This is a genomic window from Marinobacter flavimaris, assembly GCF_002933295.1.
GTDB classification, from domain to species: Bacteria; Pseudomonadota; Gammaproteobacteria; order Pseudomonadales; family Oleiphilaceae; genus Marinobacter; species Marinobacter flavimaris.
The window spans coordinates 19,299-36,266 of sequence record NZ_PSSW01000015.1 but is presented as its reverse complement, the minus strand read 5'-3'; the positions used below and the strand labels follow the sequence as shown (position 1 = coordinate 36,266).

Annotated in this window: 16 protein-coding genes; 4 read left to right on the top strand and 12 right to left on the bottom strand. The window is 57.9% G+C overall.

From position 1 onward, the window contains the following. Positions 1-143: 143 nt before the first annotated feature. Positions 144-2,390, top strand: a complete 2,247-nt coding sequence (locus MDHKLMBL_RS19290) for a methyl-accepting chemotaxis protein (protein WP_104272220.1) — start codon at positions 144-146, stop codon at positions 2,388-2,390. Between the two features lie 74 nt (positions 2,391-2,464). Here MDHKLMBL_RS19290 and rnt read toward each other — a convergent pair whose 3' ends face one another. Beyond that, complete coding sequence (rnt, locus tag MDHKLMBL_RS19285) at positions 2,465-3,121, bottom strand: ribonuclease T (protein WP_075267700.1); 657 nt, start codon at positions 3,119-3,121, stop codon at positions 2,465-2,467. A gap of 44 nt (positions 3,122-3,165) precedes the next feature. Continuing rightward, positions 3,166-4,197, bottom strand: a complete 1,032-nt coding sequence (gene pyrC, locus MDHKLMBL_RS19280) for a dihydroorotase (protein ID WP_092034045.1) — start codon at positions 4,195-4,197, stop codon at positions 3,166-3,168. 183 nt (positions 4,198-4,380) lie between these two features. On the opposite strand from pyrC, the gene MDHKLMBL_RS19275 reads away from it, so the two are divergent. Next, the gene (locus tag MDHKLMBL_RS19275) at positions 4,381-5,298 is read left to right on the top strand and encodes a flagellar protein MotY (RefSeq protein WP_104272218.1); all 918 of its coding nucleotides are present in this window, start codon (positions 4,381-4,383) and stop codon (positions 5,296-5,298) included. 6 nt (positions 5,299-5,304) lie between these two features. Here MDHKLMBL_RS19275 and MDHKLMBL_RS19270 read toward each other — a convergent pair whose 3' ends face one another. Beyond that, on the bottom strand, positions 5,305-6,231 hold the full coding sequence (locus tag MDHKLMBL_RS19270) for a histone deacetylase family protein (RefSeq protein ID WP_053114886.1): 927 nt from the start codon (positions 6,229-6,231) through the stop codon (positions 5,305-5,307). 208 nt (positions 6,232-6,439) lie between these two features. Here MDHKLMBL_RS19270 and MDHKLMBL_RS19265 point away from each other — a divergent pair, with 208 nt between their 5' ends. Beyond that, entirely contained in the window at positions 6,440-9,184 is a 2,745-nt protein-coding gene (locus MDHKLMBL_RS19265) for a bifunctional acetate--CoA ligase family protein/GNAT family N-acetyltransferase (RefSeq protein ID WP_104272216.1), read from the top strand. Positions 9,185-9,240: 56 nt separating this feature from the next. On the opposite strand, the gene rdgC is transcribed toward MDHKLMBL_RS19265, so the two are convergent. The 8 genes from rdgC to MDHKLMBL_RS19225 are packed head-to-tail and all read right to left on the bottom strand — an operon-like array spanning position 9,241 to position 14,985. Beyond that, positions 9,241-10,167, bottom strand: a complete 927-nt coding sequence (gene rdgC, locus MDHKLMBL_RS19260) for a recombination-associated protein RdgC (RefSeq protein ID WP_104272214.1) — start codon at positions 10,165-10,167, stop codon at positions 9,241-9,243. 19 nt (positions 10,168-10,186) lie between these two features. Continuing rightward, complete coding sequence (locus tag MDHKLMBL_RS19255) at positions 10,187-10,387, bottom strand: DUF2788 domain-containing protein (RefSeq protein ID WP_008171445.1); 201 nt, start codon at positions 10,385-10,387, stop codon at positions 10,187-10,189. Positions 10,388-10,411: 24 nt separating this feature from the next. Then, the gene (gene yaaA, locus MDHKLMBL_RS19250) at positions 10,412-11,182 is read right to left on the bottom strand and encodes a peroxide stress protein YaaA (protein ID WP_104272212.1); all 771 of its coding nucleotides are present in this window, start codon (positions 11,180-11,182) and stop codon (positions 10,412-10,414) included. Positions 11,183-11,194: 12 nt separating this feature from the next. Beyond that, positions 11,195-11,428: a glutaredoxin family protein gene (locus tag MDHKLMBL_RS19245; protein ID WP_008171448.1), complete on the bottom strand. Its 234-nt coding sequence runs from the start codon at positions 11,426-11,428 to the stop codon at positions 11,195-11,197. Beyond that, positions 11,428-12,177 (bottom strand): YciK family oxidoreductase, encoded by a 750-nt coding sequence (locus tag MDHKLMBL_RS19240; protein WP_104272210.1) that lies wholly within the window; start codon positions 12,175-12,177, stop codon positions 11,428-11,430. Before MDHKLMBL_RS19240 ends, MDHKLMBL_RS19245 begins: the two co-directional genes overlap by 1 nt. A gap of 57 nt (positions 12,178-12,234) precedes the next feature. Next, positions 12,235-12,921, bottom strand: a complete 687-nt coding sequence (gene gph / locus MDHKLMBL_RS19235) for a phosphoglycolate phosphatase (protein ID WP_241956276.1) — start codon at positions 12,919-12,921, stop codon at positions 12,235-12,237. After that, positions 12,896-13,612, bottom strand: coding sequence for a bifunctional 2-polyprenyl-6-hydroxyphenol methylase/3-demethylubiquinol 3-O-methyltransferase UbiG (gene ubiG, locus MDHKLMBL_RS19230; protein WP_008171454.1), 717 nt, complete (start codon positions 13,610-13,612; stop codon positions 12,896-12,898). Before ubiG ends, gph begins: the two co-directional genes overlap by 26 nt. 35 nt (positions 13,613-13,647) lie before the next feature. Further along, the gene (locus MDHKLMBL_RS19225) at positions 13,648-14,985 is read right to left on the bottom strand and encodes a TRZ/ATZ family hydrolase (protein WP_008171456.1); all 1,338 of its coding nucleotides are present in this window, start codon (positions 14,983-14,985) and stop codon (positions 13,648-13,650) included. Between the two features lie 112 nt (positions 14,986-15,097). Between MDHKLMBL_RS19225 and mtnA the strand changes: the two genes are divergently transcribed. Beyond that, positions 15,098-16,162: an S-methyl-5-thioribose-1-phosphate isomerase gene (gene mtnA, locus MDHKLMBL_RS19220; protein ID WP_104272206.1), complete on the top strand. Its 1,065-nt coding sequence runs from the start codon at positions 15,098-15,100 to the stop codon at positions 16,160-16,162. Here mtnA and MDHKLMBL_RS19215 read toward each other — a convergent pair. After that, positions 16,151-16,951, bottom strand: a complete 801-nt coding sequence (locus MDHKLMBL_RS19215; protein ID WP_039881881.1) for a helix-turn-helix domain-containing protein — start codon at positions 16,949-16,951, stop codon at positions 16,151-16,153. The two genes, mtnA and MDHKLMBL_RS19215, sit on opposite strands and share 12 nt — an antisense overlap. Positions 16,952-16,968: the final 17 nt, after the last annotated feature.

Sequence of the window (16,968 nt, the reverse complement as noted above, 5' to 3'; positions counted from 1 at the left end):
CGAGTGGGAGGGGGAGTTATTTCCCCCCCCCCCATATTAATGGGTTAAACGAGATTCGCCTCTTTTATAAAGTGTTCTGGGCTAAAGAAAACCAGCCGATAGCCGATGGTTAACATAAGAACAATATAAAAGAAGGGCTATTGATGACTCTCAAGAAACGTCTTTTGCTGACTTTGCTGCTGGTTGGCCTGCTTCCCGTCATTGCCATCTCATTTTTTAACGCCGAAATTGCCCGACAGAGCCTGACGGAACAGGCGTTGCAACGACTCTCTATTGCGGCTACCAATAAGCAGCATAGTGTTGAAGATTATCTCAGCACTATTGCCCGGCAGCTGAAAGCCATGGCCAATAATCGCGGGACCCGAACGGCGGCCCAGGGGTTTGGTTTGGCATTCCAGAATTATGAAAAACTGGTACAAGAGGAGCAGTCGACCTTACGAGAAAACGTCGAGGCTTATTATCAGCAGAATTTTTTGCCACCCTTGCAGCAAAATGGTGGTGCTAACGGACGTTCAGCCTCGGACTTCGTTGCATCCCTCAGCAAAAACAGCCTGGCTCTGCAGATGGGTTACATCGTGGACAACCCGAATCCTGTGGGGCAGAAAGACGAATTGGTATCGGCTGACGTCCATATCGCGCAGTTTTATAACACGCTTCACAAACAGTGGCACACCTCGTTCAAGGAGTTTCAGGAGGCGTTCGGCTACTACGATATTTATCTGATTGATGCCGATACAGGCCATGTTATCTATTCCGTAGCCAAAGAGGTGGATTTTGCTACCTCCCTGAAAGACGGTCCTTACGCGGATTCTGGCCTGGCGGCAGCTTATCGTCAGGCGATGTCTGACGGACAGGATACTGCTCCGACTTTTGTTGATTTTACTCGGTATGTACCGTCCTACGGTGCGCCCGCCGGATTTGTGGCAACCCCCATATATTCCGAAAAAGATGAGCGGCTGGCCGTGCTGGCCTTCCAGTTCCCCATCGACAGCCTGAACAACATCATGATGGAACGAGATGGCATGGGCGAAACCGGGGATGCCTATCTGGTGGGGCCGGATAACCTGATGCGGTCAGACTCCTACCTGGATCCGGAAAACCGCAGTGTTGTCGCTTCCTTTGCCGACCCGGAGAATGGACGCATTAGTTCGACATCGGTGGATGAGGCCCTGGCCGGAAATTCCGGTGAAGGCGTGGTTACGTCCTACCGTGGCGAGCCAGTGTTTTCCGCCCACAGGCCAGTTACCGTAGGCGGGCTGAACTGGGCGCTGGTGGCGGAGATTAGCGAAGACGAGGCCTTGGCGCCGGTGCGTGAAATGTGGACGCTGGCGGCGATAGCCATTGCTATTGTGCTCCTGGCTGTGGCGGCCGTGGCGGTCTGGACCGCAGTGCGGATCATGAAACCCCTCGGCAAAGACCCGTCCGAATTGCAGGCACTGGCGGAACAGGTAGCTGCAGGTAACCTGGTCATTGATTCGTCCGACAGTGACAATGCCACGGGCGTATACGGCTCCATGCTCAAGATGGTGTCAGACCTGAAAGAAGTGATCTTCAAGGTTGAAGAAGCGTCCCAGCGCCAGGCCAGTGCATCTGAACAGTTGTCCGGTACCACCTCGCAGACCCTGGACAGTGTGCATCAGCAGGCAGAGCAGACTGAGCAGGTGGCGTCGGCCATTGAAGAAATGTCCTCTGCCATCAGCGAGGTGTCCCAGAATACCTCGGAATCGGCAGCCGCCGCCCGGCGCACTGATGAGGCGGTCAGCCGCAGCGCCACCGAGGTGGAATCCTCCGCTGAGGACACCCGTGCTATGGCCAGGGAACTGGAGGAAGCAGAAGCCGGCATAGAGGACTTGCGAAAGAATATGGAATCCATCACCAGGGTTCTGGATTCGATAAAGTCCATCGCCGACCAGACTAACTTGCTGGCTCTGAATGCCGCTATTGAAGCGGCCCGGGCCGGTGAACAGGGCAGGGGCTTCGCGGTGGTCGCGGATGAGGTGCGCAGCTTGGCCCAGAACAGCCAGAAGGCGACCGAGGAGATCAGTAGTTCCATCGAAACTCTGGTCAATTCGTCGGAGCGTGCTTCAAAGGTCGTTACCCGTTGCAGCACCCAGGCCAGAGGCATTTCTGAGCGGGCAGGAACCGTAGTATTGCAGCTTCGCGAGGCAGTGGAAGAGGTTGCCCGGATGTCCGGTATGGCGGAGCAGATTGCTACGGCTTCCGAAGAGCAATCAGCCACGGCCGAAGAAGTAACGCGCAACGTATCCACAATTGCTGAAAAGTCCTTGGAGACCAAACAGGCCATGGTCCAGATCTCCGAAGCCAGTGGTGACTTGGCGGAGTTGTCTCATCAGCTCAGGGATTCTCTGTCCCGCTTTAAAGTCAGCTGAGTATGAGGCGTGCCTTCAACACTTAGGCCTGGCACACAGAAAAAAACCCGCTGCGGCGGGTTTTTTTATGGCGGTTATTCGGTCTCTTCGGGGATCACCGGAGGCGGAAAGCCGCCCAGTTCTTTCCAGCGATTCACAATGCCACAGAACAGGTCTGCGGTTTTTTCCGCGTCATAGGCGGCGGAATGGGCTTCCTTGTTGCTGAACGGAATGCCCGCGAGTTTGCAGGCCTGGGCCAGAACCGTGTGGCCATAGGCCAGGCCGGCCAGCGTGGCGGTATCGAAGGTTGAGAAAGGATGGAACGGGTTACGACGGATGTCGGCCCGCAGCGCGGCTGCAAAGATGAAGTTATGGTCAAAGGTGGCATTGTGGCCCACCAGGACGGCTCGCTTGCAATCGTGGTTCTTCACCGCCTTGCGAATGGGGCTGAAGATCTCGCTGAGTCCTTCCCGCTCGGGTACCGCTTCTCGCTCCGGATTCCACGGATCAATACCCGTGAAATCAAGGGCGGACTGCTCCAGATTCGCGCCTTCGAAAGGATCGATCTGCTGAACGTGGGTTTCAGCGCGCCGCACCCAGCCATCGTCGTCCATGGTCAGTATCACTGCCGCCACTTCCAGCAGGGCGTCCCGCTCGGGATTGAAGCCAGCGGTTTCCACGTCGACTACAACAGGCAGAAACCCGCGAAAGCGGCGGGACATGGGATGCGGTGGTTTGTTTTCGTCAGTCACTCAAGCTCCGGTCTTGGCCGTGTGTGAGAAGGAATAAGTCAGGTTTACGCCAGTTTCCAGTGAACGGTTTCACCAGCCTTGAGGGGCACGATGGTTCCGTCAGCCAGCGGCAGCTCTGCCGGCATGGTCCAGGGGTCACGAATCAGGGTGATGGTATCGGTATTCCGCGGTAGGCCATAGAAATCCGGCCCGTTGAAACTGGCGAATGCTTCAAGTTTATCCAGGATGCCAAGCTCTTCGAAAATGTCCGCATACAGGCCGATTGCGCCGTAAGCCGAGTAACAGCCAGCGCAACCGCAGGCTGCCTCTTTGCGATCCTTCGAATGAGGGGCGGAATCCGTGCCCAGGAAAAAGCGTTTGTCGCCGCTGGCCACCGCGTCCCTGAGCGCCTGTTGATGGCGGTTACGCTTCAGGATTGGCAGGCAATAGAGATGCGGTCGAATGCCGCCTACCAGCATGTGGTTGCGGTTATACATCAGGTGCTGGGGCGTCAGAGTCGCACCGAGGTTGTCACCGGTGTGCTGCCGGACAAACTCTGCGGAATCGGCCGTGGTGATATGTTCCAGTACAACCTTCAGGTTCGGGAAAGCCTCGAGAGTGGGTGCCAGGACACGCTCCAGAAATACCTTTTCCCGGTCAAAAATGTCGATATCGGCATCGGTTACCTCGCCGTGTACCAGCAGCAGCATGCCACAATTGGCCATGGCTTCCAGAACCGGGTAGATGTTGCGGATATCCTTCACGCCGGAGTCGGAATTGGTCGTTGCTCCGGCCGGGTAAAGCTTGGCAGCCACAACGCCGGCAGCCCTGGCATCCCGGATGGTCTGCGCCGTCATGCTCTCGGTCAGATACAGCGTCATCAAAGGCTCGAACTCGGTGCCATTGGCAGCCGCCAGAATCCGCTCCCGGTAGGCTGTGGCATCGGCTGCGGTGGTGACTGGCGGTACCAGGTTGGGCATGATGATGGCGCGACCGAAGCAGGCGGCCGTAGCCGGTACCACGTCGTTGAGAATGTCGCCGTCCCGTACGTGAAGGTGCCAGTCGTCGGGGCGTGTGAGCGTGAGCTTGTCTGTCATGGCGTTTGTCCGAAATACCTTTGGCGGGGCGAGCTTGTGCCCGGTTCTCTGGGAGCCGAAAAAATTTGGCGAATTATACCAGAAGGCGCGGGTGATTGTTTTCCGGTTGGTGGCTAAAGAACTTCCGGCTCAGGCCGTTAAACAGTCTGACTCTGCTAACTCCGGACACTGATGGCTAGCTCTATGGGATTTCGCCCCGGACAACTCCTGAATACTCCGCTGGTTGCCATGTTGCCCGTGGTGCTTCTGCCGGCAACCGCGCAGGCTGCCAGCTATGGCGCCGGAATCGAGAACAGCCAGTGGTATCTCGCCGAGTCGGTATTTGAATGCCGGCTGGTGCACGAAGTTCCCGGCTACGGTCGGGCGGTGTTCAATCATCGCGCCGGTGAAAGTCTCAGCTTTTTCCTGGAGTCTGATTCCGCATTGATGCGACCAGGGCGCGGCAGCCTTGTGGTCGAGGCACCGGCCTGGCGTCCGGGTGTGGCGCCGAAGCCCCTGGGAACGGTCAATGTCTCGGATGATCGCCGTCAGGTCTCGCTGGATACCCGTCAGGCGTTCGTGGTCGCCCATGGACTTCTGGACGGGATGCGCCCGACGGTAACCAGGGAATCGTGGTTTGATGGCCGCCCGGTGCGGGTTCAGGTCTCCAACATCAACTTCGCCGGCGAGTACCAGCGTTATCAGCGCTGTACGTCCAATCTTCTGCCGGTAAACTTTGATCAGATCCAGCGCTCGAGGGTGCCCTTTGCCAGCGGCAGCACGCAATTGTCCGATGCCGACAGGCAACTACTGGATAACATCGTGGCCTATGTGAATGCAGATTCCACGGTCGAGCGGATTTTCGTGGATGGCCATAGTGACAGTATTGGAAGCCGGATCGACAACCGTGCGCTTTCCGAAGATCGCGCCAATGTAGTAGCCGACTACCTCAAGGCGAGCGGTATTGATGAAAACATGATTACCGTTCGGGCTCACGGCGACCAGTACCCGGTATCCAACCGGCCCGCCGATAACCGCCGCACCAATATCCGCCTGCAACGGGCCGGTGACCGCCCGGAACTGCAACAGGCCAACGGCTATGGCGGCGAACCCAGGGGCTGATTGGCGTCAGTAAACCGAATCCAGAACTTCCAGGTGGGCATTGACGCTTTCCGCCAGGGCCCGCAGGTGGTAACCGCCTTCCAGGGTTGAAATGATCCGGTCATTGCTGTGCTCACTGGCGACACTCACAATCATTTCTGTTAGCCAGCGATAATCTTCCGTATCCAGATTCAGTTCTGCCATCGGATCCAGCCGGTGGGCATCAAAACCCGCCGAAATCAGGATCAACTGCGGTTTGAATTCATTCAGGCGCTTCAGCCATCCCGCCTCCACCTGCTTCCGGTACTCTTCAGACGAACAGTTTGCCTCAATCGGAATATTCACGATGTTGTCGGCCTGCCGGTGCACGTGGGAGTGCGGATAGAAGGGATGCTGGAAGCTTGAGCACATCAGGATACGCTCGTCGCCACTGACAATGTCTACGGTGCCATTGCCCTGGTGCACGTCGAAATCGATGATCGCGACCCGCTCCAAATGATGAAAGGTGAGGGCGCGCATGGCGGCCAGGGCAACGTTGTTGTAAAAACAGAACCCCATGGATTTCGCCCGCTCGGCATGGTGCCCGGGCGGCCGGGCACACACAAACGCGTTAGTAACCTGGCTGCTCATGACCATATCCACGGCCTGGATATTGGCACCAGCTGCCAGACGAGCGGCTCGAAGGGTGTCGGGCATCATGGCCGTGTCCGGGTCGGTAAACACGCGGCCGCGGGTCGGTTGCATCAGGTCCAGTTGATGGAGATATTTTTCCGGATGCACCATCAGAAGCTGATCACGGGTGATTTCTTCCGGCCGCACCCAGTCCAGCTTCTGGTCCAGGCCAGTATCAGCAAGGTAGCTGATGATGGCCGCCAGCCGCTCAGGGCTTTCCGGATGTTCCGGCCCCATGTTGTGTTTCATGAAGTCATCGTGGGAAAAGAATGCCGTGGTCATACGTCTCGGACTGCCTTCGATATGCTTATATTTTCTTCAAGCTTATCAGGGAAAACTGCACGATGCCGTGTTTCTTTGGTCTTATAACGGCGATAGTCATTTCACATCGGGGTATCAAGGCCTAAGATAAGAGTTACACTCATAAGTAACCTGTTTTATTACATTTATTTCCCAACGGTCTGCCGGCCGCATACAAAGGAGAGTCAGCTTGAGCACCCGGTATCTGGAGAGCCTGTTTAATCCCGCGTCCATTGCGGTGATCGGTGCGTCGGAGCGGGCAGACAACCTTGGCGGTATGGTGTTGCGGAACCTGATGGGGGGCGGTTATCCCGGCCGGTTACTGGTGGTTAACCAGAACGATTACGACAACGTGCACGGGGTGCCCTGCGTCAAGAAAGTCTCGAAAATGGAATTTTCCCCGGACCTGGCAATCATCTGTACGCCGCCGGATACCGTGGCCAAGACCATCAAGCGGCTGGGGGAGGCCGGGGTGCGCACCGCGATCGTTATGACCGGTGGCATGTCACGTACTCACAGTAAAACCGGCCAGCCCCTGATGTATTCCGTTCGTGAAGCGGCCCGGGAGACCGGAATCCGGGTTCTGGGCCCCAACACCATTGGCCTGATGGTCCCGGCACGCAGCCTGAACGCTACCTACGCCCATATGGGCGCCATCCCTGGCCGGGTTGCCTTCGTTGGCCAGTCCGGCACCATCGCCAGTTCGGTCATCGACTGGGCATTCGCCCGTGGTGTGGGGTTTTCCTACTTCCTGACCCTGGGCGATGGCATGGATATCGATCACGACGACCTGATCGACTACCTGGCGCAGGATACACAGACCCGTGCGATTCTCCTGCACATCGAAAACATTCCCAATGCCCGCCGCTTCATGTCGGCGGTGCGGGTGGCGTCCCGCACCAAGCCGGTGATTGCGGTGAAGTCCGGTCGGGTGCCGGAGTCGGAGTGGTTTCCCCACGACCTCCCTGATGGCCTGAAACGCAGCGATCCGATTTACGACGCCATGCTTCAGAGGGCAGGTGTGCTCCGGGTGGATGGCCTTGGCCAGATGTTTGATGCGCTCGAGACATTGACGCGGATGCGTCCCTTGCGCCGCGAAACCCTGGCGATCATGGCCAATGGGGTCGGCCCCGGGGTGTTGGCCGTGGACCGGTTGGCGGATCTTGGTGGTGAACTGGCAGAGCTGTCGAATTCCAGCATTGAGAACCTGGCCGAGCTGCTGCCACCTTACTGGACCCGCAAAAACCCCATTGACCTTAACTACGATGCCTCGCCGGAACTTTACGGCCAGGCCATCAAGATCCTGGCAAAGGATCCGGAAGTGGCAAACGTTCTGGTGATGTATGCCCCGAGTCTGACGGAGGACAGCCTCCAGATTGCGGACGCGGTTGTGCAGGCGTCCAAGGGCACACGTCTGAATGTGTTCACCTGCTGGCTCGGCCAGAGTACGGTCATGGATGCTCGGGAAGAGTTTTACCGGGCCGGGCTGCCGTCGTTCTTCAATCCCGAAAAAGCCGTGATGGCATTCATGCAGCATGTTCGTCACCAGCGGGTTCAGCGGCTGCTTACGGAAACGCCGGAATCCTTTACCGACCACTTTGCAGACCGCACCCACACCCGTCGTGTGGTCAACAGGGCCCTTCGAGCAGGTCGGTATTACCTGTCGAACCGGGAAGCGCGGGACCTGGTGCGGGACTACGGGATCAGCACCATCGAAACCATGTACTGCGACGATATGGAAGAGGTGCTGGAGGTGTTTGCGGTTGAGCGGCGCCCCATCGACATCACCATCATTCATGAGCAGGCGTGCCATCCTTTTCTGGACCTGAGTCCGACCCAGCGTCGTTACAAGGGTACGGTCCAGAAACTGAACAGCGAGGCGGCCATCATGGATTCGTGCCGCTACCTGATGGAGGAATACAAGAGCCATTTCCCGGAAAGTGGATTTCTCGGGTTTGCGGTTCAGCGTTCCTACCAGCACGTGGGTGGGATCGAGTTCAGTGTCGGCATTACCCGGGACGCATTGTTTGGGCCCCTGGTGGTTTGTGGTGCAGCTGGCGCCCAGATCAACGTGATGACCGATCGTCAGATCGCACTGCCGCCATTGAACATGGTGTTGGCCCGTGAGCTTCTGCGCCGTACCTACATGTACAAGCTGCTGAAAGAACACAGCCTGAAGCCGGAGGAGGATATCCGCGCGGTGTCCGAGACCCTGGTCACCCTCTCACAGATCGTTATCGACATTCCGGAAATCAAGGGGCTTGAGATCTCGCCCTTGCTGTTCAACGAGCAGGGGGCCGTGGCTGTCAATATTGCCATCAATCTGGCCGACAAGCCGGGGCGGCCGATTATTCAGCCTTACCCGCGGGAACTGGAGGAATGGATTGTTTTGCCCAAATCCGGGCGCCGGGTCATCATTCGACCGGTACTGGCGGAAGATGAGCCTGCCCACCGGGCGTTCCATGAGTTGCAGTCGCCGGAATCCATTCGTTACCGGTTCTTCCAGTATCGCAAGCATTTCTCTCGCGAAGACGTAGCCCAGATGGTGCAAATCGATTACGACCGGGAGATGGTTTTTATTGCCAACGCGCCCAGGGAAGACGGGGAAGGCGAGGAAACCCTCGGAACCGTGCGCACCTGGACCGATGCCGATAACCTGCAATGCGAGTTCGCGGTCATGGTGCACGATAAAATGAAGGGCGAAGGCCTCGGCGTTGCCTTGATGCAAAAGATGATCGATTACTGTCGGGCCAGGGGTACCGTGGAAATGGTGGGCAATGTGCTGCCGGATAATCGTCCCATGTTGCAGCTGGCGGAACATCTGGGCTTTGAAATCAAGTTCAATACCGAAGAGGAAGTGATGGATCTGCGGCTGGTCCTGAACGAACCGGAAAAAGACTGGCAGAGAGAGCGGCTGGGAAAGAGTGCCCACTGAAGAGCGCAAGGGAGGCCGGGTCAGATAAAGCGGGTATCTGACCCGGATTTACGGCACTACTCTTCGACAATCGCAGAGCGATCTTCGCCGCCGAGCGCTTCCAGGAGCCCTGGAATCAGCCGGGACAGCTCAAGGGTCATGAGCGTGAAAGCCGCATCAAACTTGGCAGCGTGGTCGTCCACGTCGACATCGTCCAGTTGATCCTGCAGTGTTTCGCCGAACTTGAGGCGACGGATGCCCAGTTCTTCATCCAGCACAAAGGAGACGTTGTCGTCCCAGGTCAGGGACAGCTTGGTCACCTGCATGCCCGCATCCAGATGGTTGCGGATTTCATCGGCTTTCAGGTCCAGGCCTTTGCAGCGCACCACGCCGCCATCTTCAGACGGATCCTTGAGTTCGCATTCAGTGCCCAGAACCACCTTGCCGGGCAGGTCGATGGATTCGTTCAGCCAGCCGGTAAAGGTAAAAGCAGGTGCCAGTTCCACCGCGGGTGGACGAACCGGCAGCGATCCGAGGCTCTTGCGCAGAGTCGAGGCCAGATCTTCCGCCTGCTTGGCGGAACCCGCGTCCACCACCAGAACACCGTCCTGGGGGGCGAGGTAGGCAAAGGAGCGGCGGTTTTTGGAGAAGGCCTGGGGCAACATCTCCAGCATTACCTGTTCCTTGATTTCGTCCTTTTCTTTGCGCCGGACCTTCCGGCCCTGCTCGAACTCGATGGCTTCGGCCTTCTCCTCAACCGCTTCTTTCACCACCGGGCCGGGAAGAATCTTTTCCTCCTTGCGCAGGGCAATCAGGTGATAGCCGTTGGCACTGTGAACCAGCTGTTCGCCATGCTTGCCCAGGGGCGGAACCCAGCCCTGGCGGCTGGTTTCCTGAGGTCCGCAGGGCTTGAAGGCATCGGCCTGGAGCTTGTCTTCCAGCTCTTCGGCAGAGATATCAAAGGGTTTGGTAAATCGGAATACGCGGGCGTTGCGAAACCACATCAGGGCTGGTCCTTGTCTTTCATATTTGCATGATCTCTACGAGTACGGTTTTAACGATAAAACCCACAACGCCGGCGCCCAGCACCGTAAACAGTGCGATGGTGCCGAACTTGCCGGCCTGGGATTTCTTGGCCAGATCCCAGACGATGACACCCATCCAGACAATCAAGCCGGTCAGAAACACCAGCATGGCGATCTGGGAAAACATTGCTTCGTTCATTGCTGACTCCGATTTCAACGTGGATTACTGTTCATCCCGCAGGAAAACCCAGTTGTTCCTATCGGATTGGTCTTCGCTGAAGTAATAGCCTTCGAGGTTGAATCCCTTGAGGTCGTCGGCCTGGGTAATGCGGTTCTGAATGGCGAACCGACACATCAGCCCCCGGGCTTTCTTGGCATAAAAGCTGATCATCTTGTACTGACCATTCTTCCAGTCCTTGAATTGGGGAGTAATCAGCCGGCCTTCAAGGTCTTTCTTCTTTACGCTTTTGAAATACTCGTTGGAGGCGAGGTTGACCAGCACGCCGTCGTCATCCGCAAGCAGCCGGTTGATCTCCTCTGTGATCTTGCTGCCCCAGAAGGCATACAGATCCTTGCCACGGTTATTCTCGAACCGGGTACCCATTTCCAGGCGGTAGGGCTGCATCAGGTCCAGCGGTTTCAGGACGCCATACAGACCGGAAAGCATGCGCAGATGCTGTTGGGCAAAGTCGAAGTCCTGTTCACTGAAGCTCTCGGCGTCCAGGCCGGTGTACACGTCACCTTTGAAAGCCAGCACAGCCTGCCGGGCATTCTCGGGGGTAAACGGCGTGTGCCAGTTCTGGAAGCGCTCGGCGTTCAACTGCCCAAGCTTGTCGCTGATGCTCATCAGATTGCTGATCTGGTGCGGCTCCAGCGTTTTAAGCTGGTCGACCAGCTCGCAGGCATCCTCAAGGAATTCCGGCTGAGTATAGGTACTGGTCGCCAGCGGACTCTCGTAATCCAGCGTTTTGGCAGGGGAAATAACCATCAACATGTCAGGCAATCCTCATTGCAGGAATGTAAGTAAGTCATCCCTGGTAAAAGGCCAGTCCAGTTCCACACCGGTATCGTTGCGTCGGAGCACCGGTATCCGGGTACCGTAGCGTTCTACCAGTTCTTCGGACTGGGCAATGTCCACCACATCTACCGGGATCGGCTCCGGCATGGGCGTGCTTACAAGCAGGGCTTCGGCCAGTTCGCACAGGTGGCACTGAGAGGTTGTGTAAAAAAGCAGTTCCATTATTTCGGTTGTGCGTCCAGTTTCTGGCCGTTGACGCCCTGGCTGTCCTTGCCCATGAGATACAGGTAAATCGGCATCAGGTCCTCTGGTGCCGGATTTTGCTGTGGATTCTCCGCCGGATAGGCGTGGGCTCTCATGTTGGTACGGGTCGCGCCGGGGTTCAGACTGTTTACCCGGACATTGTGACGCTCGTCGTCCAGTTCTTCGGACAGCAACTGGCTCAGGCCCTCTACGGCAAACTTGGAGACGGCATAGGCGCCCCAGTAGGCTTTTGCCTTGCGGCCGACACCAGAGGAGGTGAAGATCACCGAGGCGTCGTCGGATTTGCGAAGCAGGGGAATCATTGCCCGGCTTAGCAGGAACGGCGCCGTTGCGTTCACGTGCATGACCTTGTTCCAGGTTTCCGGGTCATAAAGCTCCACGGGACTGCGGTCGCCCAGAATTGCCGCGTTGTGCAGCAAACCATCCAGCTGCCCGAAGTTATCTTCCAGGGTCATGGCCAATTCTTCGTAGTCTTTCACCGCGGCGCCCTCGAAGTTCATGGGCACGATGGCAGGCTTGGGGTGGCCCGCTGCCTCAATTTCATCGTAAACCGTTTCGAGTTTGCTGACCGTGCGACCTACCAGTACCACGGTGGCGCCATGGGCGGCGTAGGCCTTGGCTGCAGCCCGGCCAATGCCGCTGCCGGCACCCGTCACCATTACGATGCGGTCTCTCAGAAGATCGGCGGGTGCTTGGTAATCATGCATAACCTGTCTCCGTGTCAGGCTGTTACCGGCTGAACACCGGATCCTAAATTTGATGCGCTATTGTAACAGCTTTGCCAGATCCGTGACGGTGTCGGCGATGAGGTCCGCTTGCCACAGGTCAATGGCTTCCGGCTCCTCAATGTAACCGTAGCGGACGGCGATGGTTTTCATGCCTGCGTTACGCCCGGCTTCGATGTCCCGTTCGTGGTCGCCCACATAAATGCCGGTGGCGGGATCGGCGCCGATCTGCTGGCAGGCCAGAAAGAGGGCCTCCGGATGAGGTTTGCGCTGGGCAACGTGATCGGGGCAAACCAGAGCCGCGCAACGGTCAGCCAGGTTAAGGGCCTCGATCAGTGGAACCGCGAACCTGGCAGGCTTATTGGTCACAATGCCCCAGGGAATACCTTGCTCCTCGAGGGCTTTGAGAAGCTCGTCCATGCCCTCGAACAGGCTGGTCTCCACTGCCACGCCCGCCTCGTAGAGGTCGAGGAACGCGGTGTGTTTTTCCAGGTATTCCGGATGTTCCGGTTCCAGGCCGAAGCCGACCCGGATCATGGCGCGCGCGCCGTTCGAGACCGAGCGTCGGATATGCTCGTGTGGAAGGGCGGCGAGCCCGTGCTGTTCCCGTAACTGATTAAGGCACCGGATAAAGTCCGGTGCGGTGTCAATCAGCGTTCCATCCAGATCAAACAGGACCGTGGAGGCTCGATGCGTGGTTTCAGGCTTCACGAATATCTCTGGCATGCATCAGATAGTTGACGTCCACGTCCCGTCCTAGCTTGTATACCTTGGTGACGGGGTTATAGGTCATCCCCGTAAGCTCACGGACTTCCAGCCCTGCGTGGCGAAGATGGTCGGACATTTCCGATGGCCGGATAAATTTCTTCCATTCGTGGGTGCCTTTGGGTAGCAACCTGAGCACGTACTCCGCCCCCACAATCGCAAAAAGAAACGATTTCGGGTTCCGGTTGATGGTTGATACAAACAGATGGCCGCCCGGTTTCAGCATGGCGGCACAGGACCTCACCACCGATGCGGGGTCCGGTACATGCTCAAGCATTTCCAGGCAGGTGACCACGTCGTACTGGCCCGCGTGTTCGCTGTCCTCGGCCAGTTCCTCGATGGTGATCTGGCGATAATCCACATTCACGCCGCTCTCCATGCCATGCAGCCGCGCGACGGCCAGCGGAGCCTCGCCCATGTCGATACCGGTCACGTGGGCGCCTCGCTGGGCCATGCCCTCCGACAGCAAGCCACCACCGCAGCCGACATCCAGAGCGCGCTTTCCGGCCAGGGAAACCCGCTCGTCGATGTAGTTCAGCCGCAGGGGATTAATATCATGCAGTGGCTTGAATTCGCTCGAGGGATCCCACCAGCGGCTGGCAAGGGCCTCGAATTTGGCGATCTCGTTCCGGTCTACGTTCTGGTTTGTCATGGTTGGTTCTGCCTGGTGAATCAATAGGAAATCAGTTAGTCAGCCTTTGTGCGGATTCGCCCGGCCCAGTCCTCAACTCGAAGCATGAGATCGGCAACGTCAATGCGGGTAAGCCGGCCATCCTGTACTTGTGGTACGCCGTTAATCCAGCTGTGGCTTACTGATCGACCATGGTTGCTGTATACGAGGTGCGAAGCCGGGTCGTAGACCGGCTGCAAAAACGGGTCGCTCAGGTCAATGGCAATGATGTCCGCCAGCTTGCCCTCGGCCAGAGAACCCAGTTCATGGTCCCGCCCCAGAGCCCTTGCCCCGTTGATGGTGGCCATCTGTAGGGCCTTGTGCGCCGACAGCGCCGAGGCATCATTGGCCACTACTTTGGCCATCATGGCGGCAGTCCGAAGTTCCCCGAACAGATCGAGGTCGTTGTTGCTGGCGGCGCCGTCGGTGCCTATGGCAACGTTGATCCCGCTATCGAGGAGTTCCTGCACCGGACAAAGGCCGCTGGCCAGCTTCAGATTCGATTCCGGGCAGTGGATAACATGGGCGCCCGTTTGTTTAAGCAAGCTGATATCGCTGGCATCGATCTGGGTCATATGGACGCACTGGGTCTCTGGGCGGAGCAGGCCGAGATCCGCCAGCCGGGCTGTCGGCCGTTGACCCAGCTTTTCAGTAGCCTCGGCCACTTCGAATGCCGTTTCGTGCAGGTGGATCTGGATGGCTGCGCCGGTCTTTTCGGAGAGCCGGACGGCTTCAATCATCGGGCCGTCGGACACAGTGTAGGGTGCATGGGGGCCAATGGCCGGCATGATGTAGCAATCGTTTTTCCAGCTGTCGATAAAGTCGGCGCCCTTGCTCAGGTATTCCTCGGGTCCGGCACCCCACGGCGTCGGGAAGTCGAGCAGCGGAAAACAGACTTGCGCACGAATGCCCGTATCGTGCGCCATCTGAGCCGCAATTTCCGGGAAGAAATACATGTCAGAAAACGTGGTGGTTCCCGTACGCAGCATCTCGGCCATGGCCAGTTGGGTGCCATCGGCAATGAACTGCTCGCTGATAAAGCGACCTTCGGCCGGCCAGATATGGTCATTCAGCCAGGTCATCAGCGGAAGATCGTCTGCCATGCCCCTGAACAGGCTCATGGCCGCGTGGCCGTGCATGTTGATCAGGCCGGGCATGACGACGTGGTTCGGAAGATCAACGGTTTCCCGGGTTCTGAACGATCTGTCCGCCTGTTCCTGGGGAATGACTGCGGCAAGGCGGTCACCCTGGATAATCACTGCATAATGCTCAAGTACCGTGCCTGCCGGCTCAATCGGGATCAGCCAGCGCGCGTTGATGCGAATATCGGCTGCGGTGATAGTGTCTGCCGTCATTTATCCTGCCTTACAGCGCATGGCGCGGAGCTTCCACACCTTGAAAATGTAGCCCGGAAGTATAACCGTTATACTGGCAGTTTTCAGCGCTGAAAAACCGGAGCAGTCTTCTATGACAACAACCCCGAAACCCTCCCAAGAACGGGCCATTGGCACCGTTGCGATTCGCTGGCACGGCAGCAGTCTTGAGCTGCTGGATCAACGCCTGCTGCCGGGAGAGGAGCACTGGATAACGCTGGAAGGCGCTGCCGGTGTAGCGCAGAGTATCCGGGATATGGTGGTTCGGGGCGCTCCTGCAATCGGCATCAGTGCAGCCTACGGGGTGGCCCTTGCGGCCAGACATGCCGGTGGCGGGGACTGGAAGGCCGAAATCAAACAGGCCATTCGCGAGCTTGCAGCTTCACGTCCGACCGCAGTAAACCTGTTCTGGGCGCTGCAGCGCATGGAAAGGATTTTCCACGCGTGCCATTCGCTGGACGAAGCGGTAAAACGCCTGGCCTCGGAGGCGCGGGCCATACATGAGGAAGACCTGGCCGCCAACTTTGCCATGGCGGACCATGCCCTTGAGTTCATCGGAGCAGAGGCACCGTTTTCGGTGCTGACCCATTGCAATACCGGTGCATTGGCCACCGGGGGCTACGGTACGGCACTGGGCGTTGTTCGTCGTCTCCATGAGGAAAAGCTGCTGGCAGACGTCTATGCCGACGAGACTCGCCCCTGGCTTCAGGGTGGCCGGTTGACGGCCTGGGAACTTTCACGCGACGGCATTCCCGTCACGCTGAATGCCGATGGTGCCGCTGCCGCCATCATGGCTCGGAAAGACGTACGCTTGGTGATCGTCGGGGCGGATCGAATAACTGCCAATGGTGATGTGGTCAACAAGATCGGCACCTACAGCCTGGCGGTTCTGGCCCGCCATCACAAAGTGGGCTTCATGGTGGTCGCGCCTTCAAGCACGGTGGACATGGCCACGGCGTCAGGGGCCGATGTGGCCATTGAGGAGCGCGACGGCATTGAGATCCGGGAGATACGCGGTATCGGGTTGGCGCCGGAAGGCATCAACGTATTCAATCCGGTCTTTGACGTGACACCGGCAAGCCTGATCGACGCGATCGTTACTGAAAAGGGCGTGGTGCATAACCCGAATATAACCGGTATGCAGGCGTTATTTGGTTGACGGTGGGGTGCGCTCCGGCTGTTTCTTTTTGGCCGCAGGTTTGTCAGGTGACCTTTTCACGTCGGGGTGCTTTTCCTCGTACGTGGCCCTGAGTTCGGCCACCTGCCGTTCCTGCTCCTCAATAAAGTGCAGGGACATTTCAAAGCTTTGACGGGTGAACTCCAGAACTTTCTGGAAGCCTTCATCCGAGAGCGTGCGAGCGTCATCATGCCGGCGGAAGATGTTGATAAACTCCCGCTCCCGCTCAAATTGCAGGGGCAGTCTCGCCACGCCCCAGTCATTCAGAATCTGCCAGACTTCGGGATTGTAGTTGCGCGTGGTGCGCATGATGAACGGGATGGGATCGTTTCTGGCAATGAGGGCTGCCAGACGTAGTATCAGTTCGAAGGACAGGGTGGTGGTGCCGTTCTCTATAGCCTCCAGAACGGACTTGTCCCGCAGGTTAAGGGCCTCGCTCATTTCAGATACGGTGAGGCCGGCCACTTCGCGGATGTCCTTGAGAGACTGGCCTGCTGTGAGCATTGCCCGCAGCTGATCCTGGGAATTGATCAGCGCCCGGCCCACCCGAAGAGACGTATCCGTCGCCTTGACCCCGAAGCGGAGCGCAGACCCGGTAAGGCTTGCCAGGCGGTCGATCAGGCCTTCCGGCGTTCGTTCCTGAGCCGCCGGTTTCTCCAACCCTTCCACTTCCTCCAGGGAGCGCATGGCATGTAGCGCGTCCAGTAGCATGTCTTGCAACATCCGTGCTTTCTGGTGGCTATCCTGTCCGCCTGCGTCCTGCTCAGTCATGAGACTTGGAGCTGCCT

What these genes read in the sequence shown, in the direction of transcription:
- rdgC (WP_104272214.1), bottom strand. Translation starts at nt 10,167, where the DNA reads ATGTGGTTTCGCAACGCCCGCGTATTCCGATTTACCAAACCCTTTGAT.
- MDHKLMBL_RS19255 (WP_008171445.1), bottom strand. Translation starts at nt 10,387, where the DNA reads ATGAACGAAGCAATGTTTTCCCAGATCGCCATGCTGGTGTTTCTGACC.
- MDHKLMBL_RS19240 (WP_104272210.1), bottom strand. Translation starts at nt 12,177, where the DNA reads ATGCATGATTACCAAGCACCCGCCGATCTTCTGAGAGACCGCATCGTA.
- MDHKLMBL_RS19225 (WP_008171456.1), bottom strand. Translation starts at nt 14,985, where the DNA reads ATGACGGCAGACACTATCACCGCAGCCGATATTCGCATCAACGCGCGC.
- MDHKLMBL_RS19290 (WP_104272220.1), top strand. Translation starts at nt 144, where the DNA reads ATGACTCTCAAGAAACGTCTTTTGCTGACTTTGCTGCTGGTTGGCCTG.
- MDHKLMBL_RS19275 (WP_104272218.1), top strand. Translation starts at nt 4,381, where the DNA reads ATGGGATTTCGCCCCGGACAACTCCTGAATACTCCGCTGGTTGCCATG.
- MDHKLMBL_RS19215 (WP_039881881.1), bottom strand. Translation starts at nt 16,951, where the DNA reads ATGACTGAGCAGGACGCAGGCGGACAGGATAGCCACCAGAAAGCACGG.
- yaaA (WP_104272212.1), bottom strand. Translation starts at nt 11,182, where the DNA reads ATGTTGATGGTTATTTCCCCTGCCAAAACGCTGGATTACGAGAGTCCG.
- pyrC (WP_092034045.1), bottom strand. Translation starts at nt 4,197, where the DNA reads ATGACAGACAAGCTCACGCTCACACGCCCCGACGACTGGCACCTTCAC.
- gph (WP_241956276.1), bottom strand. Translation starts at nt 12,921, where the DNA reads ATGCCAGAGATATTCGTGAAGCCTGAAACCACGCATCGAGCCTCCACG.
- mtnA (WP_104272206.1), top strand. Translation starts at nt 15,098, where the DNA reads ATGACAACAACCCCGAAACCCTCCCAAGAACGGGCCATTGGCACCGTT.
- MDHKLMBL_RS19270 (WP_053114886.1), bottom strand. Translation starts at nt 6,231, where the DNA reads ATGACCACGGCATTCTTTTCCCACGATGACTTCATGAAACACAACATG.
- ubiG (WP_008171454.1), bottom strand. Translation starts at nt 13,612, where the DNA reads ATGACAAACCAGAACGTAGACCGGAACGAGATCGCCAAATTCGAGGCC.
- MDHKLMBL_RS19245 (WP_008171448.1), bottom strand. Translation starts at nt 11,428, where the DNA reads ATGGAACTGCTTTTTTACACAACCTCTCAGTGCCACCTGTGCGAACTG.